General features: G+C 64.3%; 20 protein-coding genes. 1 reads left to right on the top strand and 19 read right to left on the bottom strand.

Annotated features, from left to right (window positions below; all coding sequences use genetic code 11):
- Positions 1–24: 24 nt before the first annotated feature.
- Entirely contained in the window at positions 25–774 is a 750-nt protein-coding gene (gene surE, locus T31B1_RS07710) for a 5'/3'-nucleotidase SurE (protein WP_353248914.1), read from the bottom strand.
- A 160-nt stretch (positions 775–934) separates the two neighbouring features.
- Here surE and T31B1_RS07705 point away from each other — a divergent pair, with 160 nt between their 5' ends.
- A complete protein-coding gene (locus T31B1_RS07705) occupies positions 935–1,525 on the top strand; it encodes a Smr/MutS family protein (RefSeq protein WP_353248913.1) in 591 nt (196 codons plus the stop codon).
- A 4-nt stretch (positions 1,526–1,529) separates the two neighbouring features.
- On the opposite strand, the gene truD is transcribed toward T31B1_RS07705, so the two are convergent.
- From truD to uppS, 18 genes are all read right to left on the bottom strand, one after another.
- Entirely contained in the window at positions 1,530–2,609 is a 1,080-nt protein-coding gene (truD, locus tag T31B1_RS07700; protein ID WP_353248912.1) for a tRNA pseudouridine(13) synthase TruD, read from the bottom strand.
- Entirely contained in the window at positions 2,610–3,020 is a 411-nt protein-coding gene (locus T31B1_RS07695) for a septum formation initiator family protein (RefSeq protein ID WP_353248911.1), read from the bottom strand.
- A 1-nt stretch (position 3,021) separates the two neighbouring features.
- A complete protein-coding gene (eno, locus tag T31B1_RS07690; RefSeq protein WP_353248910.1) occupies positions 3,022–4,305 on the bottom strand; it encodes a phosphopyruvate hydratase in 1,284 nt (427 codons plus the stop codon).
- Between the two features lie 50 nt (positions 4,306–4,355).
- Positions 4,356–5,189, bottom strand: a complete 834-nt coding sequence (kdsA, locus tag T31B1_RS07685; RefSeq protein ID WP_353248909.1) for a 3-deoxy-8-phosphooctulonate synthase — start codon at positions 5,187–5,189, stop codon at positions 4,356–4,358.
- Entirely contained in the window at positions 5,186–6,829 is a 1,644-nt protein-coding gene (gene pyrG, locus T31B1_RS07680) for a CTP synthase (RefSeq protein ID WP_353248908.1), read from the bottom strand. Before pyrG ends, kdsA begins: the two co-directional genes overlap by 4 nt.
- 77 nt (positions 6,830–6,906) lie before the next feature.
- Entirely contained in the window at positions 6,907–8,193 is a 1,287-nt protein-coding gene (gene tilS, locus T31B1_RS07675) for a tRNA lysidine(34) synthetase TilS (RefSeq protein ID WP_353248907.1), read from the bottom strand.
- On the bottom strand, positions 8,190–9,161 hold the full coding sequence (locus T31B1_RS07670) for an acetyl-CoA carboxylase carboxyltransferase subunit alpha (RefSeq protein ID WP_353248906.1): 972 nt from the start codon (positions 9,159–9,161) through the stop codon (positions 8,190–8,192). The genes tilS and T31B1_RS07670 overlap by 4 nt, the downstream gene beginning before the upstream one ends.
- A 30-nt stretch (positions 9,162–9,191) precedes the next feature.
- On the bottom strand, positions 9,192–12,692 hold the full coding sequence (gene dnaE / locus T31B1_RS07665; protein WP_353248905.1) for a DNA polymerase III subunit alpha: 3,501 nt from the start codon (positions 12,690–12,692) through the stop codon (positions 9,192–9,194).
- A gap of 9 nt (positions 12,693–12,701) precedes the next feature.
- Positions 12,702–13,313, bottom strand: a complete 612-nt coding sequence (rnhB, locus tag T31B1_RS07660; RefSeq protein ID WP_353248904.1) for a ribonuclease HII — start codon at positions 13,311–13,313, stop codon at positions 12,702–12,704.
- Positions 13,310–14,470, bottom strand: a complete 1,161-nt coding sequence (gene lpxB, locus T31B1_RS07655; protein ID WP_353248903.1) for a lipid-A-disaccharide synthase — start codon at positions 14,468–14,470, stop codon at positions 13,310–13,312. The genes rnhB and lpxB overlap by 4 nt, the downstream gene beginning before the upstream one ends.
- Positions 14,471–14,491: 21 nt before the next feature.
- Positions 14,492–15,265 carry an acyl-ACP--UDP-N-acetylglucosamine O-acyltransferase gene (gene lpxA / locus T31B1_RS07650; RefSeq protein ID WP_353248902.1) on the bottom strand — a complete coding sequence of 258 codons (774 nt, stop codon included), beginning with the start codon at positions 15,263–15,265 and terminating at the stop codon, positions 14,492–14,494.
- Positions 15,255–15,725, bottom strand: coding sequence for a 3-hydroxyacyl-ACP dehydratase FabZ (gene fabZ, locus T31B1_RS07645; protein WP_353248901.1), 471 nt, complete (start codon positions 15,723–15,725; stop codon positions 15,255–15,257). The genes lpxA and fabZ overlap by 11 nt, the downstream gene beginning before the upstream one ends.
- Before the next feature lie 69 nt (positions 15,726–15,794).
- Positions 15,795–16,835, bottom strand: coding sequence for a UDP-3-O-(3-hydroxymyristoyl)glucosamine N-acyltransferase (lpxD, locus tag T31B1_RS07640; RefSeq protein ID WP_353248900.1), 1,041 nt, complete (start codon positions 16,833–16,835; stop codon positions 15,795–15,797).
- A 49-nt stretch (positions 16,836–16,884) separates the two neighbouring features.
- Positions 16,885–17,394 carry an OmpH/Skp family outer membrane protein gene (locus T31B1_RS07635; RefSeq protein WP_353248899.1) on the bottom strand — a complete coding sequence of 170 codons (510 nt, stop codon included), beginning with the start codon at positions 17,392–17,394 and terminating at the stop codon, positions 16,885–16,887.
- 28 nt (positions 17,395–17,422) lie between these two features.
- The gene (gene bamA / locus T31B1_RS07630) at positions 17,423–19,771 is read right to left on the bottom strand and encodes an outer membrane protein assembly factor BamA (protein WP_353248898.1); all 2,349 of its coding nucleotides are present in this window, start codon (positions 19,769–19,771) and stop codon (positions 17,423–17,425) included.
- A 228-nt stretch (positions 19,772–19,999) separates the two neighbouring features.
- Positions 20,000–21,361 (bottom strand): RIP metalloprotease RseP, encoded by a 1,362-nt coding sequence (gene rseP / locus T31B1_RS07625; protein WP_353248897.1) that lies wholly within the window; start codon positions 21,359–21,361, stop codon positions 20,000–20,002.
- 189 nt (positions 21,362–21,550) lie between these two features.
- Positions 21,551–22,381 carry a phosphatidate cytidylyltransferase gene (locus T31B1_RS07620; RefSeq protein ID WP_353248896.1) on the bottom strand — a complete coding sequence of 277 codons (831 nt, stop codon included), beginning with the start codon at positions 22,379–22,381 and terminating at the stop codon, positions 21,551–21,553.
- The gene (gene uppS, locus T31B1_RS07615; RefSeq protein WP_353248895.1) at positions 22,382–23,110 is read right to left on the bottom strand and encodes a polyprenyl diphosphate synthase; all 729 of its coding nucleotides are present in this window, start codon (positions 23,108–23,110) and stop codon (positions 22,382–22,384) included.
- Positions 23,111–23,117 lie beyond the last annotated feature (7 nt).

Genomic DNA, 23,117 nt, shown 5'->3' with positions numbered 1-23,117 from the left:
CGTGCGGATGTTTTTCCTCGGTCTTCAAAACCGGCGTACCCAGTCCGCGACCGCGTCGATCGCGCTGTGGCGTGTCAGATCGATCTGAATCGGGGTAATCGATACCTGACCCCGGGCCACGGCATGAAAATCCGTGCCCGGCCCTGCGTCCGCTTCCCCGCCGGCCCGGCCGATCCAGTAGATCGGCCGACCGCGCGGATCGCTGTCCTCGACCAGCCGCTCGGCCCGGTGGCGATGGCCCAGACGCGTGGCGGCGAATCCATCCAGCGCTTCATAGGCCATATCGGGCACGTTCACATTGAGAATGGTATCCGCCGGCAGCGGATGCTCGATGAGCAGCCGGACAACGGATACGGCCACCCGCGCAGCCGTATCGTAATGCTGCGGATTCTCGCCGATCAGCGATATCGCCACGGCCGGCAGGCCCAGCGACCGGCCCTCGGTGGCGGCTGCAACCGTGCCGGAATACAAGACGTCATCGCCCAGATTGGCGCCTTGATTGATGCCGGAGACGACCATATCGGCCTCGTCGTCGAACAGACCGGTGGTCGCCAGGTGTACGCAATCGGTGGGCGTTCCATCGACCGAATAAAGCCGGTCCTCGACCTGACGCACGCGCAACGGGCGCTCCAGGGTGAGCGAGTTGCTGGCACCACTGCGATTGCGGTCCGGGGCGACCGTAACCAGTTCATCGGCCACCTCGGCCAGCGCCTGGCGCAGCGCGGTCAGACCGGGCGCGTGACAGCCGTCATCGTTACTCAGCAATAATCGCATGCGCAGATATCGTAGCGGACCACGTCCATTCGTCGGCTCGGACGAACGAATCGCGGCGTTCCAAGGATCGGTTCGGCGATGTCGCCGCCCGTGTGCACGCGGGCGGCAAGCCCGCTAGCATAGCTCATGTCGACCGTTTCTTGCTGGATGGAGTGTCGAGGTGACCGACCCATCGAAAATGCCGTCGCGGCGTGCTGCCGAACCCGCCGACATGGACGATGCCGGCGTCAGTGATTCGGAACGCGCCCTGTTTCGGGACTCGGTAGGCCAGGTCCAGGATCTGCGCACGCCTGCCCGGCGCGCGCCGGAGCGGCGCCTTCCATCGGCGCGGCCGGCCATGCGTGAAGCCGACGAGCGAGCGGTCATCGGAGAACTTCTCGACTTGCCGCCACCGCCCGATATCGAGACCGGCGACGATCTGTTTCATCGGCGAGAGGGCGTGCAGTGGTCGGTCATGCGTAAACTGCGCCGGGGTCAGTATCGCTGTCAGGCGGAGCTGGATTTGCACGGCATGGTGGTCGATGTAGCCCGCCATTGTCTGGCCGTGTTCCTGCGCGAGGCCTTGGACCGCGGTTACCGATGCGTGCGCATCGTGCATGGCAAGGGGCTGCGATCCGGTCACCGCGGGCCGGTCCTGAAGATCAAGGTCGCCGGATGGCTGCGCCAGCGTGACGAGGTGCTTGCCTATTGTTCAGCGCGTGAAAACGATGGCGGCACCGGTGCGGTCTATGTCTTGTTGCGGCGGGGATAGCGCCCTACTCCGCGGTCGCTGTATCGCCGGTTTCCTCGGTCTGTACGATCTCGCGCAGCACGCTGGTGGCAAACGCCCCCGGTGGAAGCCAGAACGAAACCACCAGCGACGAGGCATCGGCCCATCGCCAGGCCAGCTCGCGCACCGGCAGCCTCAGCGCCCGACGGGCCGCGTCTACCCCGCATTGCCGAAGCCCTTGTACGAGGTCGTCGTGCTCGGCGAGCACGCTGTGCTCCAGCTTTAGCGCATGAGCGCAGACCACATCATCGCCGCCACGGCCCGGCAAAGGACCGCTCGGATGGATATCGAAGCGCGACAGTCGCTCGTCCAGTGTATTCGCGGCCTGATCGGTGCCAGCCAGCGAAAACACGCTGTGCGTACCGTCGAGCATGACTGCTTCGCCTTCGATGAGCTGGTCCCAGCTGGCATCGCGTACTCGCGCATCGAGCACGGCGTTGAACAACAGCGAACGGGCAGCCGATAGGGCAAAACCACGCCGATTGCGCGACAGGCGACGGCCGGCGAACAAAGCCCGCGACAGCCCAATATTTCTCCCGTCGCGGCCGAAACGCTGGCCGCCGAAGTAGTTCGGCACGCCTGTGCGTCCGATACGGGCCAGTGCGTGTTCGAGGGCATCGGTATCGCCGGCTACCTCGCGCAGCGTAATCTCAAACCGATTGCCTCGATGCGCGCCGCGCTTTAGTTTGCGGTCGTGCCGGGCCACCGCAAGTACATCGATCCCGCACAGCCCGGACAACGTCGGCGCCGGTGTATTGACGGGCCAGGCCAGCGAGATCCACTGGCGCGTGACCGCCCGTCGATCCTTCAGGCCGGCGAAACCGATATATCGAGGGTGCACGCCCGCGGCACGCGAGAGCGCCTGAACGGCGTCTTGCGTCGTCAGGCCGGTCTTTTCGATATGGCACCAGAGATGTTCGCCCTGACCGGACAACGCGATCGGACAATCCTCGTCCACCCGGAAATCCTCGGGCGCGACGCGTAAACGGGCCGTGGTGGCTGGCACATGACCGGCGGCATGCGCCAGCGCGGCGACGTCGACCACGTCGCCCTCGATCAGCGCCATTCAGCGTGCAGCTTGCTGGTGGGCAGACGCCGTGGCGGGGGGCGCGACGGTCAGAAAGAACTCTTCGTCGCGCTTGATCATGCCCATGTCGGATCGAGCGCGCCCCTCGGTTGCGCTCTCGCCGCCCTTGAGATCGTCGACTTCGGCCTGAAGCGCATCGTTACGCAGCCGGTGCCGATCGTTCGCCGCGGCGAGATCGTGTTTCATATGGGTCAGACGATGAATCTCTGACCAGCCGCCGTCGGCAATCCACAGCCGATACTGCAGCCCGGCGAGAGCGACGACCAGAACGATGATGACCGCGCGGTACATGCCCGGATTGTAGCGCGACCACGCTGACTGTCCAGTAGGCACGGACAAACCGCCGGTGAAGCGGCCGACGGCGCGCGACAGATCCACCGGCAAGCCCATGCTAGAAGCCGACCTTGAATGCGTTTTTGCCGGGATAGACGGCGCGCGTGCCCAGTTCGGCCTCGATCATCAACAGACGGTTGTACTTGGCAATACGATCCGAACGCGACAGCGAACCGGTCTTGATCTGGCTGGCTGCCGTGGCTACCGCCAGATCCGCGATCGTGGTGTCTTCGGTTTCGCCGGAGCGGTGCGAGATCACGGCGGTGTATTCGGCGCGGGTAGCCACGTCGATCGCCCGCAGGGTCTCGGTCAAGGTTCCGATCTGGTTCGGCTTGATCAGGATCGAGTTGGCGATGCCCTCCTCGATGCCTTTCTGCAGAATCCGCGTATTGGTCACGAACAGATCGTCCCCCACCAGCTGAATACGATCTCCCAGACGCTCGGTCAACAACGCCCAGCCATCCCAATCGTCTTCGGCCATGCCGTCTTCGATGGTGATGATCGGATAGCGATCGACCAGGTCGGCCAGATAGTCCACGAAACCGGCCGCATCGTACTCGGCGTTGTCCGAGTCGAGCTTGTAGACGCCGTCGACATGGAACTCGGTGCTGGCGGCATCGAGCCCCAGCCAGACGTCTTCACCAGGACGATAGCCGGCACGCTCGATCGCCTCGACCAGAGTATCCAGCGCGGCTGCGTTGGAGGGTAGGTTCGGTGCAAAGCCACCCTCGTCGCCCACCGCAGTGGACAGTCCGCGCTCGCCGAGCAGCTTTTTCAGATGCTGGAAAATCTCGGCGCCACACCGCATGGCTTCTGCAAAGCTCGGCAGGCCAGCGGGCACGATCATGAATTCCTGCATGTCGACGTTGTTGTCGGCATGCGCCCCGCCGTTGATGACGTTCATCATCGGTACGGGCAGATTGGTGGCGTCGTCGTGACCCAGGAAATCGTACAGACCCGTGCCGGCATCCGCGGCCGCGGCACGCGCGGTCGCCAGCGAAACGCCCAGCAGCGCGTTCGCGCCCAGTCGGGCTTTGTTGTCCGTACCGTCGAGCTCGATCAGTGTCTTGTCGAGCCCGGCCTGATCGTCGGCTTCAAAGCCTTTCAGCTTTTTGGCGATCTCACCGTTGACGCTGGCGACCGCGCGACTTACCCCTTTGCCGAGGAAGCGGTCCGCGTCGCCGTCGCGCAATTCCACGGCTTCCAGGCTGCCTGTGGAGGCGCCCGAGGGCACCATCGCCAGTCCGACCGCGCCGGTTTCGAGGGTCACACGCGCGGCCACCGTGGGATTGCCGCGCGAATCGATGATTTGGTAGCCACGGATTTTATCGATCTTGGACATAGCTTGGTTATCGTTGAATCACGGATTGAAAGAGTTGAGGACCAGCCGTACTAGAGGCCGTTCTCGGCATAACCTCGACGCTTGATGACAGCGTCGAGCTCCACGAGCGTTTCCAGCAACTCGCGCATATGGTCTAGCGGCCACGAATTCGGTCCGTCGCAAAGCGCACGTTCCGGTGCCGGATGGGTTTCCATGAACAACCCCGACACGCCCGCGGCGACCGCCGCCCGGGCCAATACCGGAATCTGCTCTCGTGCGCCGCCCGAACGGCTACCCTGGCCGCCCGGCAACTGTACCGAATGCGTGGCATCGAAGACTACGGGACAGCCGGTGTCGCGCATGATCGCAAGGCTGCGCATGTCGGCAACCAGATTGTTGTAGCCGAACGAAAAACCACGTTCGCACACAAGGAGGTCGCGCCCCCCGGCCGCCCGCGCCTTGGCCACGACGCCTTGCATCTCGCCCGGCGAAAGGAATTGCCCTTTCTTGATGTTCACCGGCACGCCGCTGGCAGCCACCTGCTGGATGAAGTCGGTCTGCCGGCACAGAAAGGCCGGCGTCTGCAGCAGATCCACGACCTCGGCGACCGGCGCGACCTGGGCCTCGACGTGTACATCCGTGGTGACCGGCACGCCGATCTCGCGCTTGACGCGAGCCAGCATGTCCAGGCCGTCATCGATACCAGGCCCGCGATAGCTATCGCCGGAACTGCGGTTGGCCTTGTCGAACGATCCCTTGAAGATATAACCGATGCCCAGTTCGCGGGTCAGTTCGGCGAGCGTACCCGCCACGTCCAGGGCAAGCTGGGGGGACTCGAGACTGTCGGGCCCGGCAATGAGAAACATCGGCCGGTCGGCGCCCACGTCGAAACCACACAATCTCATGCGGTGGCATGCTCGCGGGCGGCAGCGATGAAGCCGATGAACAGCGGGTGGCCAGTGCGCGGCGTGGAGGTGAACTCCGGATGGAACTGGCAGCCCAGAAACCAGGGATGATCGGACAACTCGACGATTTCAACGAGGTCATCGTCGGCCGAGAACCCCGAAAACACCAGACCCTTGTTGCCCAGCTCGTCGCGATAGCGATTGTTGAATTCGTAGCGGTGACGGTGGCGCTCGAACACCTCGTCGGTGCCGTAGCAGCGTTCGGCCAGCGTGCCGTCGACCAGACGACAACGTTGCTCACCCAGACGCATGGTGCCGCCCAGATCCGCGCCGGCGGCCCGGGTCTGGATATTCCCGGCAAGATCATGCCATTCGGTGACCAGCGCGATCACCGGATGTTCAGGCTCGGGCACGAACTCGGTGCTGTGCGCACCCGTCAGCCCGGCGATCTCGCGGGCGAAATCGATACAGGCCACCTGCATACCCAGACAGATACCGAAATACGGTATCGCATGCGTCCGAGCGTAGCGGGCCGCTGCAATCTTGCCTTCGATGCCCCGCTCGCCGAAACCACCGGGGACGAGAATCGCATCCATGTCGGCCAGGCATTCGCCGTCGTCGCGTTCCACCGTTTCCGAATCCACATAGTGGATATCCACGCGCGTGGCGGTATGCAGCCCGGCGTGCGACAACGCTTCGTTAACCGATTTGTAGGCATCGGCAAGATCCACATACTTGCCGACCATGGCCACGCGAACCGTGACGTCCTGTGTTTTGCGGGCAGCGACCAGCGCCGACCAGTTGGACAGATCGGCCACCGGCGCGGTGATCCCAAAATGCTCGGTGACGAGCATGTCCAGCTGCTGGTTCTGCAGCAAACCGGGCATCTTGTAGATATCGTCGACGTCGATGGCCGCGATGACCGCCCGCTCCGAAACATTGGTGAACAGCGCGATCTTGCGACGCTCGTTCTCGGGCAGCGGCCGGTCGACACGACACAGCAGGATATCCGGCTGGATACCGATCGAGCGCAGTTCCTTGGCCGAATGCTGGGTGGGCTTGGTCTTCATCTCGCCGCTGGAGGCGATGAACGGGACCAGGGTCAGGTGCATGAACAGCACGCGATGGTGCCCGAGCTCGACGGCGAACTGACGAATCGCTTCGAGAAACGGCAGCGACTCGATATCGCCCACGGTCCCGCCGATCTCGACCAGACAGATATCCGCGCCTTCGCCGCCTTCGAGAATGCAGCGCTTGATCTCGTCGGTGATGTGTGGAATGACCTGCACAGTGCCACCCAGGTAGTCGCCGCGGCGCTCCTTGTTGATGACGTTGTTGTAGATCTGGCCCGTGGTGAAGTTCGACAGTCGTGACGTGCGCGTCTTCAGAAAACGCTCGTAGTGGCCGAGATCCAGGTCGGTTTCCGCCCCGTCGCGCGTGACATACACCTCACCATGCTGGAACGGGCTCATCGTACCGGCGTCGACGTTCAGATAGGGGTCGAGCTTGATGACCGAAACACTCAACCCACGAGCCTCGAGCAGCGCGCCGAGCGAGGCCGCTGCAATGCCCTTGCCGAGCGAGGACACCACCCCACCGGTCACGAAAATATAACGGGTACCTGCCGCGTCGCCTGCCATCGCGATCTTGAAAACTCATGCCGGGGGAATAACAGCGCGCATGCTAGCCCAAAGGCCACGCGCGGACAACGCGCAGATCAGCCTGCCAGGCCGTGTTCCCAGTCGATCGGACCGGTGGCCTGGCCCAGGCGCGCGTCAAGACATGGGTCCCGCCAGAACCCGGCCACCGCGACAAGCCGGCCCCGGTGATAGATCAGCGGCATGCGATCACGTACCCACGGCGCAATACGCGCCGCGCGCAGACATTCCTTGAGTCGACGCCTGGTGCCGCTGCCGTCGTCCAGGCGCTCGCCGCCGTGTCGGAATCGGACCTCGAATACGACGCCGGCGGGTCGGGGGATGCACCAGTCGAGCCGACCGCCGTCGCCGGGCAGACTCAGCGGCGACTCACCGGCCCAGCACTGTCGCCAGTTCCCCGGCACATCGGCCAGCGCGGGCATGGCATACAAGCGGTCATCGTGGCGGCGTACCTCGCTGGCCGCGAATCGCACGCAGGGGCTGGCTCGCAACTCGGCGCCGAGCAGCGCCCGGATCTGTTCGATATGCCGATGGTCGGGTGTATCGCGATTGCAACGTCGCAGCCATCGACGAATCAGCGCTCGCTGGCGCACTGCGGTGAGCATGACAACCCGCCGGCAGCGGATCGCCATCCCCTCGGCGGCGTGCGCCAGATCCTGTTCCGCGCAGGCCTCCACGGTACTTGCAGCGGCCGCCGCGTGGCCGGCCGAGCGCGCCAGCGTTGCCGCATAGCCCGGCCATCGGACGGCGAGCCGCGGTAAAACCTCGTGGCGCAGGTAGTTTCGATCCATCCGCCGATCGGCATTGGTCGGGTCCTCTGTCCAGGACAACGACCACTGAGCGGCGGCCGCGGCGATCATCGCCGGGTCGAACGCCAGCCAGGGGCGCCAATGCCAGCCGGGTCCGAAGCCGGCCAGTCCCGGCATCGCCGCGAGTCCCTCGACGCCGGCCCCACGCAGTGCCTGCAGAATGAATGTTTCAGCCTGATCGCGCGCGTGGTGTCCGGTCACGAGCGCTTCGCCCGCGGTCATGGCCTGTTTCAACGCCGTGTAGCGTGCCTGACGGGCCGCAGCCTCCAGACCGTACCCGCTCTCCGCGACCGAAACATCCAGCCGGGTAAAGCCCACACCGAGTTCGGCACAACGGGCACGACAGTGCTCGGCACAGGCTTCGGCCTCGGCGTGAAGATGGTGGCAGACGTGCACGGCACGAACAGGCATGCCTCTGGGGCCGTGGCGGGCGAGCGCATGCAGGAGCGTGGTGGAATCGCAGCCCCCGCTGTAAGCCACCACCAGGCCGGATGCGGATTCCGGCGGCCGGGTCAGCGCATCGAGTAGCGGGTTCACCCCACCTGTTTGTAGTCGCCGAAGCCCATCCAGCGCTGGTAACGCGATTCCAGCAGTTCGTCCACGCTCATGTGCTTGAGCCGTGACATGTTGGCCAGAAGCCGATCGCGCATGGATTCCATCAGCCGGGCCGGATCGCGGTGGGCGCCGCCCAGCGGCTCCTCCAGTACTTCGTCGACAAGCTTGAGCTGCTTGAGGTCGGCAGCGCCGACCTTCATCGCTTCGGCGGCCTCTTCAGCCTTGTCGGCACTCTTCCAGAGAATCGAGGCACAGCCTTCGGGCGAGATCACCGAGTAGATGCTGTACTGGAGCATCATCAGGAAATCGCCGACGCCCACGGCGAGCGCCCCGCCCGAGCCGCCTTCGCCGATGACCGTGCACAGCACCGGCACGCGCAGCTTGGCCATCTCGAACAGGTTGCGCGCGATCGCCTCCGACTGATTGCGTTCCTCGGCCCCGATGCCGGGATATGCGCCCGGCGTGTCGATGAATGTGAGCACCGGCATCCGAAAGCGTTCGGCCATCTTCATCAGCCGTAGCGCCTTGCGATAACCCTCGGGCTTGGGCATACCGAAATTGCGATAGATCTTTTCCTTGGTATCGCGGCCTTTCTGATGACCGATGACCATCACCGACTGCCCGCCCAGACGCGCCGTACCACCGATGATCGCCGGATCGTCGCCATAGGCCCGATCGCCGTGCAATTCGACGAAGTCGGTGAACAGGCCGTCGATATAATCCTGCGTATAGGGCCGCTGCGGATGGCGCGCCATCTGAGCGGTCTGCCAGGTCGAGAGTTTGGAAAAGATCTGTTCGGTCAGGTTACGGCGCTTGGCTTCGAGCCGCGTGATCTCCTCGTTGAGATTGACTTCGCTACCGTCGGCCACGAAACGCAGCTCCTCGATCTTCTGCTGCAGTTCGGCGATCGGTTGTTCGAAATCCAGATAATCGAGGTTCTTTTGCGCCATGTGAGTCGTATCTTCGCCGCTGTCGGTGGATTATGGGCTCGCCTGAGCGCGACGATAACGTACTTGTACCCGATCCGCACCTACGAGATGACGCAAATCCGTGAGTAGACCATCGCACACGCGCACGCGCGTGTCGCCCAGCGTGAGCACGGCACGCGCCTGATCGTTGGCATAACGCACGACCACATCGCAGCCGGCCTCCTCGGCGCGGTAGCGATGCATGCAGCCGGCCAGCGCATCGACATCCACCCCGCGCGAGGCGCGCAGTTGCAGGAGGATACGGCTGGCATAACGCTCCCGTGCGCCGTCGATATCCATGACCGTTTCCGCGTTCAAACGAAACCCGTCGGTGAAATCGTCGAACGACAGCTTGCCGTCCACGATGACCAGCTTGTCGGCCGACAGCAGGTGCCCGTACTCGGCTGCCTTGTCTTCGAACAGTGGACATTCGATACGTCCGGAACCATCGTCAAGGACCACGATAATGCGCCGGCCCTTTTTCATGCGGCGGACTTCCACGACGAGCCCCGCGACCACGGCGGCCCGCTTCTGGCCTCGCCGGTTGCGACCGCCGCCCTCCTCGGGGCGAGGCATCGCGGCGACCTGATCGGCGATCTTGCCGCCAGTCATGAGCGCCAGTTCATCTTCCCAGGCCCGGATCGGGTGCCCGGTCAGATACAGGCCCAGCGTGTCGCGCTCGGCGCGCAGCCGTTCGTCTTCCGGCCATTCTGGTCGTGTTTCGAGCGGCGGGCCGGCGGTTTCAGCGTCTTCGGCCAGACCGAACATGTCATTCTGCCCGGCACTGGCGGCATGCCGATCCTGCTCGGCTGCAGCCAACGCCCGGGTCAATCCCCAGGCGAGGCTGGCACGATTGGGACCCAGAGCATCCAGCGCGCCGGCCTTGATCAGCGCCTCGAGCGCACGCCGGTTCGCCTTGCCGGTATCGATACGGCGACAGAAATCGTAGAGATTCGCGAACGCCCCGCCCGTACGGCGTTCGTCGATGATCGACTCGATCGCGCCGCGACCCACGCCCTTGATCGCCCCCAGGCCATAACGGATGGTGGCATCGTCGACCACGGAAAAATCGTATTCGGAGGCGTTGACGTCCGGCGGCGCGACCTCGATCTCCATGCGGTGGCACTCGTCGATCATGATCACGACCTTGTCGGTGTGATCCATATCCGCCGATAGCACCGCCGACATGAAGTCGGCCGGATAATGTGTCTTCAACCATGCGGTCTGATAGGTCAGCAGCGCATAGGCTGCGGAATGCGACTTGTTGAAGCCGTAGCCGGCGAACTTCTCGACCAGATCGAAGATATAGGCCGCAGTATCCTCGGCCACGCCATTGGCGACCGCGCCTTCCAGAAAGCCACCGCGCTGTTTGGCCATCTCTTCGGGCTTTTTCTTGCCCATGGCCCGTCGCAACAGGTCCGCGCTGCCCAGCGAATAGCCGGCCAGAACCTGAGCGATCTGCATGACCTGCTCTTGGTAGAGGATCACGCCATAGGTGGGTTCGAGCACTTCCGCGAGCGAATCGTGCGGGTAGACCACCCGTGTACGCCCATGCTTGCGGTCGATGAAGTCCTCGACCATGCCCGATTCCAGCGGCCCAGGCCGGTACAGCGCCACGAGGGCGACGATATCCTCGAACGCATCGGGCTTGAGCCGCTTGATCAGCCGCCGCATCCCAGAGGATTCCACCTGGAAGACAGCGGTGGTGTCCCCGGCCTTGAGCAGATCGAAGGCGGCCTTGTCGGTCATGTCGATGGCGCGCACATCGATCGGATCGCGCCCCTGTGTGGCCAGGCGCTGATTGGCCACCCGCACCGCGCGATCGATGATGGTCAGCGTACGCAGGCCGAGAAAGTCGAACTTGACCAGGCCGACCGCCTCGACATCGTCCTTGTCGAACTGGGTAACCCGGTTGTTGCCGCCGGTTTCGCAATACAGCGGGGTGAAATCGATCAGGTTGGACGGTGCGATGACCACGCCGCCGGCGTGCTTGCCCGGGTTTCGCGACAAGCCTTCCAGCGCCATGGCAAGATCGAGCAGATAGCCGATCTCCTCGTCCTCTTTCGACTGGCGAAGTTCTTCAGACTCCTCGAGCGCGCGCGACAGCGTCATGTCGGGGGCAAACGGCACCTGTTTGGCGATACGGTCCACCATGCCGTATGGATGGCCGAGCACGCGCCCGACGTCGCGGACCACCGCGCGCGCGGCCATGGTGCCGTAGGTGATGATCTGGCTGACCTTTTCCTTGCCGTAGGCCTCGGCCACGTACTCGATCACGCGGTCGCGCCCGTCCATGCAGAAGTCGACGTCGAAGTCGGGCATGGATACGCGTTCGGGGTTGAGGAACCGCTCGAACAGCAGATCGTATTCGAGCGGATCGAGGTCTGTGATGCCCAGCGCATAGGCCACCAGCGAGCCTGCACCCGAACCACGGCCCGGCCCGACCGGCACACCGTTCTCGCGCGCCCATCGGATAAAGTCGGCCACAATCAGAAAGTAGCCCGGAAAGCCCATTGATTCGATCACGCCGAGCTCGTGCGTGAGCCGCTGGTCGTATTCACCCCGGCGCGCCTCGCGCGTATCGGCGTTCGGGTAGAGATCGACCAGCCTTTGCTCGAGGCCGCGTTCGGACTCGGCCTTGAGAAAACTCACCGCGTCGTGGCCTTCCGGCACCGGGAAGTCCGGCAGGACGTTCTCGCCGAGCGTGAGTTCCAGATTGCAGCGGCGCGCGATCTCGACGCTGTTGTCGATCGCCTCGGGCAGGTCGGAGAACAACTCGACCATCTGCTCGGGCGTTTTGAGATACTGCTCCGGCGTGTAGTGCCGCGGCCGCCGCGGATCGGCCAGGGTATAGCCGCCGTGGATGGCTACCCGTGCTTCGTGTGCGTCGAAATCCGCGGCGGTGGGGAAACGCACGTCGTTGGTTGCCACCACCGCGATATCGTGGCGCAGGGCCAGTGCGATCGTCTCCGATAGCCAGGCCGGCTCGCCGGTGCGCTCGCAGCGGGTCAGCTCCAGATAGTAGCGGTCGCCGAAGACCTGCTGCCAATACTGTGCACAGGCGTCGGCCAACTCGGGTTTGCCGGCGAGCAGCGCGGTGCCGGTGTCTCCGGCCATCCCGCCCGAAAGAGCAATCAGTCCATCGCTGCTTTCGGCGATCCATTCGCGCTCACACAGCACCTGACCACGTTCCTGGCCGTGCAGGTAGGCGCGGGTGAGCAGTTCGCACAGGTTGCGGTAGCCCTCGCGGTGCTGGGCCAGCAGGGTCAGCCGTGATGGCGCGTTCTGAGGCCCCTCGTCGACGAGCAGGTCCACGCCGACGATGGGCTTGACGCCGTTGGCCAGCGCGGTCTTGTAGAACTTGACCATCCCGAACAGGTTGACGTTGTCGGTAACTGCCACCGCGGGCATGCCCGCAGCACGGGCCTGGGCCAGCAACGGCTTGATACGGACGATGCCGTCCGACAGCGAGTATTCGGTATGAACGCGGAGATGAACGAAGGATGCAGTCATGGGTCTAGCTTACGTGTAATCCAGGGGCCGTTGGGCGGCGTTCAGCAGACGCGCGACCGGCGCGAAGCTGCGGCGATGGATCGGGCTCACCCCGAGGTTCACGAGTGCGGCACGGTGCAAGGCCGTGCCATAGCCTTTATGGGCGGCCAGCCCATAGCCCGGGAACCGGGCATCGAGTTCGACCATCTGCGCATCGCGCGCCACCTTGGCAAGGATCGAGGCCGCACTGATCGCCGGCACACGGGCGTCGCCGCCGATGATCGTGCGCGCAGGCATCGCCACGCCCGGATGCTGGTTGCCATCGACCCAGACCACGCTGGGTGGCCACGGCAGCGCGGCCACCGCGCGCCGCATCGCTAGCAGGCTCGCCTGCAGGATGTTGAGTGTATCGATCTCGGCAACCGATGCCTGGCCGATCGCATGAGCCAGCGCGCGATCGCGGATCCGTTGATCCATCGTCTGCCGGGCCGCAGGGCTGAGTGTCTTGGAGTCGCCCAGACCTCGCAGCAGCGGACGTGCCGGCAGGATCACCGCGGCAGCGACCACCGGTCCGGCCAGCGGTCCGCGGCCGACTTCGTCCACGCCGGCGACGAAAGGACAGGCAAAACGCCGACGGCTCACCGGTCGCGCTCGATCAAGCCGGCGACGGCACGTGCCGCGCTGGCATCGGCATCGCAGGCCAGTTCGCGATGAATGGTCTCGAACACATCGACCTGGCGTCTGCGGGCCGTGGGTGAGCACAGCAGACGATATACCCACGCACCCAGCGTGCGCGCATCGGCGTCGTCCTGCAGAAGCTCCGGAACGAGGGCCCGCCCGGCCAGCAGATTGGGCATGCTTACGTACTCGGTCTTGATCAGATTCAGCCCGCGAGCGATCCAGTAGTTGGTCGCCGACAGCCGATACGCAACCACCATCGGTGTCTTGGCCAGCAGCGCCTCCAGTGTCGCGGTGCCCGAGGCCAGCAGCAGCACATCGGCCGCGCGCATCACCTCGCGGGAGCGCCCCTCAACCAGGGTGATCGACAGGCCGCCGCCGTCGCTTTGAAGCTGGCGTTCGAACAGTGCTCTTACAGCCGGGTTGGCGGTCGGCACGACAAAACGTATGCCGGGCATCCGCTCGGAGAGCCAGCGTGCCGTGGCGAGAAACAGCGGCCCCAGCCGGCTGACTTCGGAGTGCCGGCTGCCCGGCAGCAGGCCGACCCAGGGCCCCTTCGCTGCCAGTCCCAGCGCCCGTCGCGCGGCGCCGGGGTCGGCATGCATGGGCAGCTCGTCGGCCAGTGGATGGCCCACGAACGTCACCGGAATATCGTAGCCCGCGAAAAACGCAGGTTCGAACGGAAAGATTCCCAGCATGAGATCCACCGCACGACGAATACTGCGGGTACGCCCGGCCCGCCAGGCCCAGGCGGTGGGGCATACATAGTGGACTGTAGCGATGCCGGCCGCGCGCACGCGCCGCTCGAGGGCCGTGTTGAACGCCGGCGCATCGATGCCGATGAACAGCGTGGGCCGCGCCTCGATGATATGGCTCGCCAGCCGACGACGCAGCGCCAGCAGACGGGGAATCTGGCCGATCACCTCGCTGATGCCGAACAGAGACAGCTGTTCGACGTCGCCCAGGCTCCGACAGCCTTCGGCGCGCATCAAGGGCCCGGTGACCCCCTCGAAACTCACCCGCGGATAGTATCGGCGCAGCGCACGCATCAGCCCAGCCGCGAGCATGTCGCCGGAGGTCTCTCCGGCGACGATCACGATGTGCGGCGCAGGCTCGGCCATGCGCGGTCTCCGGGGTCGAGGCTAGCGGATGATGCCGCGCTGCGCGGCGTCCAGCGAATCCAGCATCACGCGTACGGCCGGGCTGTTCTCGGCCGGTTCCCGTAACGCCTCGCGCGCTTCCTCGAGCCGCAGCTTCGACCGATAGATGGTGCGATACGCGCGCTTGACGGCGTTGATTTCATCGTTGGAGTAGCCGCGACGGCGCATGCCCACGGAATTGATCCCGTGCGGCACGGCCGGCGCGCCGGCCGTGCGCACGAACGCGGGCACATCCTGCTGGGCGCCGCTGCAATACGCCAGAAACGCCATCGTGCCAATACGCCGGAATTGATATACCAGCGCGAAGCCCGCCAGGATGCAGAAATCGCCGATACGCACGTGACCGGCCAGACTGGCGCCGTTGGCCATGGTGATACCGTTGCCCAGTACACAGTCGTGTGCGACATGGACATAGGCCATCAGCAGATTGTCGTCTCCGATGATGGTCTCGCTCTGGTCAATGGTCGTGCCGCGATGCACGCTGCAGTATTCGCGAAACGTATTGCGATCGCCGATGGTCAGGCGTGTCGGCTCGCCGGCATACACTCGGTGCTGCGGCTCGGCGCCGAGGGAGACGAACTGGAATATCTGGTTGTCTCGCCCGATCGTCGTATGTCCGGAAATGACCACATGCGGCCCGATCCGGGTGCCCGAGCCGATCTCCACGTGCGGTCCGATGACTGTGAACGGGCCGATATCGACATCGTCGGCAATTCGCGCTTCGGGATGTATCTGGGCCGAGGCATCAATCGGCATGGCTGCCTCCCGCCTCGTCCTCCGGACGCGAGGGGATCGCCATCAGCTGGGCCCGACAGGCCAGTTCGTCGCCGACCCAGGCTTCGGCATCGAAACGCCAGATCCGCTTTTTAGCCGAGCCGATGACGATCTTCAGGATAAGCTGGTCACCGGGAATGACCTGGCGCTTGAAGCGGGCCTTGTCTATGCCGGCGAAGTAGACGATCGTGCCGTCGCTGGCATCGACGGTGCGCATACCCAGAATCAGCCCGGCCTGAGCCAGCGCTTCCAGGATGAGCACGCCGGGCATCACCGGATGGCCGGGAAAATGGCCGGGAAAGAACGGCTCGTTGATGGTTACGTTCTTGATGGCCGTGATCGACCGGCCCGGCTCGCAGGCCACCACGCGATCAACGAGCAGAAACGGAAATCGGTGCGGTACCTGGCGCATGATCGCGCGGATATCGTCTTGTTCGGCCATTCGCTTAGCTCCTGAGATTCTGTGTCTGGGTGGGCCCGGTCGTGCGTCTGTCCTCGCCGACCGGCATGCCTACTGGTCGCGGGATTGTTTTTCGACGCCGCGCAGGCGCGTCTCGATGCGGTCGAGCTGGCGGAACAACGCCAGCCGTTTGCGCCAAAGCCTGGCGGGCATGGCACGAAACGTCGACGAGTATACGCCGGGGGTGTCGATATCCTTGGGCACCTGGCTCGCACCTGTGATCATCACCCCGTCGACCACGCGTACGTGATCGCCGATACCCACGCCGCCACCGATCACGCAGTGCGCACCGATCGTGCATGAACCGGCGATACCGGTACAGCCAGCGATGACGGTATGGGCACCGATCACGCAGTTGTGTCCGATGTGTACTTGGTCGTCGATCTTCACGCCCTGCCCGATCACGGTGTCTTCGAGCGCACCCCGGTCGATCGTCGTGCCAGCGCCAATCTCGACATCGTCGCCGATCCGCACGCTCGCCAGCTGAGGCACCGCCTCCCACCCCTGACCGTTGTGCGCCAGGCCGAAGCCCCGGCCGCCGATCGCAGCCTGTGCCTCGATCGTCACCCGCATGCCGACCCGCACACCACGAGCCAGACTGACATGCGCGCCGATCCGGCTTGCGCGGCCGATATGCACACCCTCACCCACGACCACGCCGGCGGCAAGCTCCACGTCGTCCTCGATCACCGCACCACGGCCGACCACCACCAGCGCGCCGATCGTGGCCGTCGGCGCGATCACTGCCTGGTCATCGACCACGGCGCTGGAATGGATGCCGGCGGGCGCACGCGCGGGTTCGAAAGCGGTGGCCAGGCGAGCAAAGGCCAGCTTCGGCTGATCGCTCACGAGCACCGGCCGGTCGATGGTGGCGGCCACAGCGGGGGTGACGATCACGGCTGCGGCCGCACTGTCAGCGGCCGCCTGATCGCGCGCCGGGCCTTCCGCATAAGCAATACGATCGGCCGCACCCGGGGTCAGAGCACAGGCTCCCGCGATGAGGATATCGGCATGAGCCGCATCGACCTCAAGACCGGCACGACGGGCCAGATCGCCTAGTCGATGCAGAGGCGTCGGGGCATGTTCGCTCATGGGGGACTCCCCCCGGGCCGTCGCGCCGTGACAGATCCGGTCATCGTCGCTAGCGCTGTTTGAGCTGCGCGAGGATTTCGTCGGTAACGTCGATCGCATCGTCGGCATACAACACCGAATCGCCCAGAATCAGGTCGTAGCCCTGCTCCTCGGCATAATTGTCGATGACGCTGCGGATATCCGATCGCATGCGGTCGAACTCTTTCTGTTCCGCATCGGCGACGTCGTCGTTATATTTGCTCTGCTGCATCTGCAGTTCGCGCTGGCGATCACGGATACTGGCCTGAAGCTTGTCGCGGCCGTCCTCGCTCATCACCGAGCCGTCACGCTTGAGACGTTCGACGTCCTGGCGCAGCGTATTGGCCTGCGACTCGATCTCGTTCTTGCGCTCGGCGAACTGGCTGGCCATGTTCGTCTTGGCCCGCTCGGCTTGCGGCGAATCGTTGATCAGGCGCCCCAGATCGACCACACCGATTTTCAGCTCCTGTGCACCCGCCGAGGCTGCCCAGGCGAGCAGACAGATCCCCACCAGCGCCAGTACGTGTCGACGAAGTTTCATGCCGCACCCCCTGCGTACGTCATGCGAGCTAGAGTCCTACGCCGAACGAGAACTGGAAGCGATCGACGTCGTCACCCGGCTGATCGTCCACATAGGCGGCGTAGCTGACCCGAAGCAGACCGAAGAACGGCGTAAACCAGTAGAACGCAACGCCGGCCGAGCTACGCAACTCGCCGGTATCGAAGTCGCTGGCTTTTGCGTAGACGTTGCCCATGTCGTAGAACGCGGTCAGCCGAGTCGACTTGTTGTCGGATTCGAGGAAGGTCGGGATCACCAACTCGCTCTGCAGCGTGGTCAGGAATTGGCCACCGTAGGGGTTGTCGAACGAGTCCCGCGGACCCAGCCCGCCGTTGGAGAAACCACGCACCGAGCGCGCGCCGCCGGCAAAGAAATTGTCATAGGGCGGCACGTCCTCGCCGGTACCCCAGATGTCGGTCTGAGCCACGCGGCCGTCGACCTGCAACACGAACTTGTCGGACAACCCGGGAATCCAGTTGCCGATCAGGAAATAGCGTTCGTGCTCGAGGCTGGTGTCGTAGTATTCCAGGTCCGACCCCGGTCCCTTGATATTGAACTGGAACTCCGTATTCGAACCACGCGTAGCGAAGAACGTGCGGTTACGGGTATCACGCGACCACCCCGTCTGGAGTTCATAGGTCGTCGCTTTCTTGCCGTTCTTATCGATGAACTCGGCCAGCTCGTCGGACAACACCTGCTGTCCGTTGCGGTTGACCGCCGAGTTAATTTCGTTGGTTTCCACGCCGAGCCCGGCGCGCAGCCGGGAGTATTCGGTCACCGGCAGCCCGAAGGTGACCGCCCCTCCGAGGGAGTTCAGGTCGAAGCCGGAACCGATGCGGATCAGCTGATCGGTGTTCCGATAAAACGCCGAGATGGTGCGCGACACGCCTTCGTCGGTGAAGTACGGATCGGTCCAGCTCGCGCCCACGCTCTTGGCGTAATCGTTGGTTTCGGCCCGCAGACTCAGCGTATTACCGGTGCCCCGGAAGTTGCTGTGCGAGACGCTGCCGTTGATCAGAAAACCCTGGGCGTCGGAAAACCCCACACCGAACTGGAGTGTGCCCGCCGCACGCTCGGTGACGTCGTAGTTGACGTCCACCAGGTCGTCCGAGCCAGCCACCTTGTCGGTATTGACCTGGACATCCTGAACATACGGCAGGCGAGCCAGACGCGTACGCGAGCGCTCGACGCCGCGCCGTGAGAACGGAGCGCCTTCGAACTGACGCATTTCCCGGCGCAAGGTCTCGTCGTTGGTCTTTTCGTTGCCGTTGAAGGTGATCTGGCGCACATACGCGCGCTTGCCGGGGTCGAGGAAGAAGGTCAGATCGACGGTCTTTGCTTCGTCGTCGACACGGGTCAGTGGATCCACGTCGGCGAAGGCGTAACCGAAGTCGGCCAGGCCCGAGCTGATGCGGTTGGCCGAGGCGTCGACCTCGCTGCGCGAAAAGGTTTCGCCCTTCTTGATGCTGACCAGACGTTGGAGGCTGGTTTCGGGAACGATCATGTCGCCGGCGAACTGGTAGTCGGCGATGGTGTACTTGGCGCCCTCATCGACGTTGACGGTAAGGAAAATGTTGCGCTTGTCGGGCGACAGCGAGACCTGGATCGACGACACTGAAAAGCGGATATACCCGCGGTTCTGGTAGAACGAGTTGAGCGATTCCAGATCGCCCAGCAGCTTTTCGCGCGAATAGCGATCCGGGCTGCGCCAGAATGTCAGCGGATGGGTATAGCGCGGCGCGCTGGCCTTGAGCTCGAAAACGTCCTTGAGTTGCTCATCGGTGAAGTCCTCGTTGCCGATGATGTTGATGTCCTTGATCGAGGCGACCGGGCCTTCCTTGACGGTGATATCGATGGCCACGCGATTGTTGTCCAGGTCGCTCACCTGGGTGTCGATCGCGACACTGTAATAGCCGTTGGCGTAATATTGGCGCCGGAGTTCCTGATCCAGCTGATCGACCAGCGAACGCTTGTAGAGCTCGCCCTGCGCCAGGCCCTGCTCCTTGAGGGCTTCCTTGAGCTGGTCGCCGCCGATCTTCTTGTTGCCCTTGATGGTGAAGCGTGCAATCTCGGGCCGCTCGGTCACGTCCACGACGAGGGTGTTGCCCTGCCGCTGAAGCGCCACGTTCTCGAACAGGCCGGTGTCGTAGAGCGCGCGGATCGACTGCTGCGCCCGTGCTTCGCTGAGTCGGTCGCCGACCGACAACGGCAGATAGGTCAGCACCGTACCCGGTTCGAGACGCTGGACGCCCTGGACCTGTACATCGTCGATACGGAAATTGTACTGGTCCTGGGCCCACGCGTTCGCGGCGCAAACACACAGCAGCACGGCGAACGCGCGCATCACAAATCCAGGCATATTAAAGAACCTTTGATCTATACAGACAGGGATCGCCCGGGCGAACCGGGGCTTGGGCCCGAACGCCGCGGATTGCCGTGGCCTGCCGGCCACAGCACGCCGTTGCGCCGTCGAACGGCGTCATTGGTCGTTCATGTGCGTGCTGCACACAGCCCTCCTCATTGCGGCCGGATTTGGCATGCATCCCGGCATGACCGTCTTCGGACAGAGCGAGGATGCTTCATTCCATTACCCGAGCAAGCGCAGGATATCGTTGTAGAAAGCCAGCGTCATCAACATCAGCAGGGCCACCATGCCCGCCTGCTGCCCTGCCGCCTGAACGGCCTCGGAAAGAGGCCGACCCCTGATCCATTCGATCGAATAATACAGAAGATGCCCCCCGTCTAACACCGGAATAGGCAAAAGGTTGAGCACCGCGAGGCTGACGCTGACCAACGCGAGAAACCCGACGAAGGCCTCGAGGCCAATACTTGCTGTCTGGCCGGCATAGTTCGCAATCTGGATCGGACCGCTGACATTGCGCCACGACACGTCGCCGGTGAGCATCCGTGCCATGAGCCGCACGGTAAGCGACGACACCTCCCAGGTCTTGCCGATCGCCGCCGGGATCGCGGCCAGCGGCCCGAGCTGACGGGTCGTACGCATCTGAGACCAGGCTTGGGCATCGACGCCGATCTGTGCGCCCAGCCGACCGACCGGCTCGCCCGATGCGTTTTCGGCCCGGGCGAGTGTCACGGGCAGCTCCAGACGACGGCCCTCGCGTTCGACGGTCAGCCGGATGGTCTCGTCCGGCCGCGCCTTGACGTAGTCGACCAGCGCTTGCGGCGTGTCCAGCGTCTGACCATCGGCGGACAGGACCTGGTCTTCGGCTTTCAAACCGGCGCGTTCAGCCGCCGAATCGCCGATCACGGCCGCAATCGTGGGCGTCGCCGGCGGCTGATAGGGCGCCAGACCGAGACGGTCGAACAAGGCATCCGGATCGGCCGGCACACCGGTGAGGTCTAGCCGCACCTGACGCGTCCGGCCGTCGCCGTCGCGTACGGTCAGTTCGACCGGCTCCCCGTCCAGGCCGCGTTCGAGCAGCGTCAACCGCAGATCCTGCCAGTCGCCGGTCGTCTTGCCGGCCACGGCCGTGATTTCGTCACCGGCGCGCAGACCGGCGTCGCGCGCCAGCGAACCGTCGGGTGCGGCGGCGATCATCGGCTTGATGCCGGCCACACCGATCATGAACACCAGCCAGTAAGCCAGAATGGCGAACAGGAAATTCACGCCCGGGCCGGCGGCCACGATGGCGATCCGACGGGCCGGATGCTGGCGATTGAAGGCATAGGGCTTGTCGGCCTCGGCCACGGGGCCCTCGCGCTCATCGAGCATCTTTACATAGCCGCCCAGCGGAATGGCGGACAACCAGTATTCGATACCGGTACGCGGGCTGGTGCGCCCCCACAGGCGGCTGCCGAAGCCGATCGAGTAGCGCAACACCTTCACGCCCATGCGGCGTGCGACCCAGAAATGGCCGTACTCATGCACGGCGACCAGCAGGCCGATCGCCAGGATGAATGCGGGTACTGACATGAGCCAGTCAGACATCAAGCGTCCTCAGATTCGTGGGCCGGCCACGGTCGCAGCCGGGCTGTCGTGTATCGAGTATAGGGATCCGGTCGCCTTGCAGATACGTCTCTGCAACGTGCCCCGGATCCGCACGGTTCGCATCGAACCGCTTGGACCGCCCCGAAACCGGAATGATTCACCCGGTGTTCGAACAACCCGTGCGATGGGTCAGAACTGGCTGGGCAGACAGTGCAAACCCGCAACGAACCAGGGTGCGGCCGCTAACACGCTATCGAGACGATCCAGCACGCCGCCGTGCCCCGGGAAGAGCGTACCGCTATCCTTGAGCCCGGCGTGGCGCTTGAACATGCTGATTCCGAGATCGCCCACGATCGAGATCGCCGCCACCCAGCCGCCCAGCACCATGAATCCCGCCAGGCGCGTCCCCGTATACCCCAGAACCCAGCCACCGATACCCGCGAACACGATCGCGGCCACGATGCCGCCAATCGCCCCCTCGCGCGTCTTGCCCGGGCTGACGCGCGGTACGAGCTTGTGCCGGCCGATCGTTCGACCGGCCATATAGGCACCCGTATCGGCTGCCCAGACGATGAAGAAGAATACGACCAGCAATACCGCCCCGGTATCGCTGTCGTGCAGGTAGGTCACCGCAGCCACCGGTGCCACCAGCGCTACCAGACCGATCACCAGCGTGATCGCCGGGCGACCGATCGTTTCCGCCCATCCATCCGGAAACCGGACGATCCAGCCCACGGCTGCAAGCCACCAAAGGCACGCCAGGCCGATCGCCACCGTCTCTATCCCGACCGGAGTGGCCCGTGAGCGAAGACCGGCCACACAGGCCATCGCCACCGCCGTCGCCAGGACGAACAACAGCCGTGGCGTGCGCGTCAAACCCACGAATGCGCCCCACTCCCAGGCGCCCATGAGCATGAGCACGGCAAACACGAACGCAATGGCGAAGGTGGGCAGAAAGAGAATGCCCAGCACCGCAAGGGGCACGAGTACGAGCGCAGTCGCGATCCGGGTGACGAGCATTCAGCCCAGGCTCTTGCGACGGGTCGCAGGCAGACCGCCAAACCGGCGTTCACGATGTGCGAACCAGTTCACCGCTTCGACAAAACTGTCGGCGTCGAAATCCGGCCATAACCGATCGGTGAAATACAGTTCCGAGTACGCCAGATCCCAGAGCAGAAAATTGCTGATACGGCGTTCGCCCCCGGTACGAATGAACAGATCCGGCGTCGCGAAGCGGCTCAGACTCATACGGGCGGACAGCCGCTCGGCGTCTATATCGTCGGGCTCGAACTCGCCTGCCAGTACGTCCCGGGCAAGAGAACGCGCGGCCTGGACGATATCCCAACGCCCGCCGTAATCCACCGCAATCACCAGATCCAGAGCTTGATTGTGACGTGTCCGCGCCTCGGCGTCGGCCATATCGTCCTGCAGGGCCGTCGAGAAATGGCTGCGTTCGCCGATGAAACTCAGACGCACGCCGTTGTCGTACAGCGAGGCCACCTCGCGTCGGATGGTGCGACGGAACAGATCCAGCAATACGCGCACCTCGGCTTTAGGCCGCTGCCAGTTTTCGCTTGAAAACGCGAACAAAGTCAGCGCCTTGACGCCGACTTCTCGTGCTGTTTCGACTACTGCGCGAGTGGACTGTGCGCCGGCGCGATGACCCGCGGCCCGCGGCAACCCGCGAGCACCGGCCCAACGGCCGTTGCCGTCCATGATGATCGCGACGTGCTCGGGAACGGTACTCATGGGTCGT

The organism is Salinisphaera sp. T31B1, assembly GCF_040361275.1.
GTDB lineage: Bacteria > Pseudomonadota > Gammaproteobacteria > Nevskiales > Salinisphaeraceae > Salinisphaera.
The sequence above is the reverse complement of the archived record's forward strand: the minus strand, read 5'-3'. Positions and strand labels throughout refer to the sequence as shown.

Coding starts and splice junctions, on each gene's coding strand:
- fabZ (WP_353248901.1), bottom strand. CDS start 15,725: ATGGCCGAACAAGACGATATCCGCGCGATCATGCGCCAGGTACCGCAC.
- surE (WP_353248914.1), bottom strand. CDS start 774: ATGCGATTATTGCTGAGTAACGATGACGGCTGTCACGCGCCCGGTCTG.
- bamA (WP_353248898.1), bottom strand. CDS start 19,771: ATGCCTGGATTTGTGATGCGCGCGTTCGCCGTGCTGCTGTGTGTTTGC.
- T31B1_RS07620 (WP_353248896.1), bottom strand. CDS start 22,381: ATGCTCGTCACCCGGATCGCGACTGCGCTCGTACTCGTGCCCCTTGCG.
- T31B1_RS07695 (WP_353248911.1), bottom strand. CDS start 3,020: ATGGGCTTGCCGGTGGATCTGTCGCGCGCCGTCGGCCGCTTCACCGGC.
- eno (WP_353248910.1), bottom strand. CDS start 4,305: ATGTCCAAGATCGATAAAATCCGTGGCTACCAAATCATCGATTCGCGC.
- rseP (WP_353248897.1), bottom strand. CDS start 21,361: ATGTCTGACTGGCTCATGTCAGTACCCGCATTCATCCTGGCGATCGGC.
- dnaE (WP_353248905.1), bottom strand. CDS start 12,692: ATGACTGCATCCTTCGTTCATCTCCGCGTTCATACCGAATACTCGCTG.
- lpxA (WP_353248902.1), bottom strand. CDS start 15,265: ATGCCGATTGATGCCTCGGCCCAGATACATCCCGAAGCGCGAATTGCC.
- kdsA (WP_353248909.1), bottom strand. CDS start 5,189: ATGAGATTGTGTGGTTTCGACGTGGGCGCCGACCGGCCGATGTTTCTC.
- lpxB (WP_353248903.1), bottom strand. CDS start 14,470: ATGGCCGAGCCTGCGCCGCACATCGTGATCGTCGCCGGAGAGACCTCC.
- truD (WP_353248912.1), bottom strand. CDS start 2,609: ATGGCGCTGATCGAGGGCGACGTGGTCGACGTCGCCGCGCTGGCGCAT.
- pyrG (WP_353248908.1), bottom strand. CDS start 6,829: ATGGCAGGCGACGCGGCAGGTACCCGTTATATTTTCGTGACCGGTGGG.
- uppS (WP_353248895.1), bottom strand. CDS start 23,110: ATGAGTACCGTTCCCGAGCACGTCGCGATCATCATGGACGGCAACGGC.
- T31B1_RS07635 (WP_353248899.1), bottom strand. CDS start 17,394: ATGAAACTTCGTCGACACGTACTGGCGCTGGTGGGGATCTGTCTGCTC.
- T31B1_RS07670 (WP_353248906.1), bottom strand. CDS start 9,161: ATGGCGCAAAAGAACCTCGATTATCTGGATTTCGAACAACCGATCGCC.
- lpxD (WP_353248900.1), bottom strand. CDS start 16,835: ATGAGCGAACATGCCCCGACGCCTCTGCATCGACTAGGCGATCTGGCC.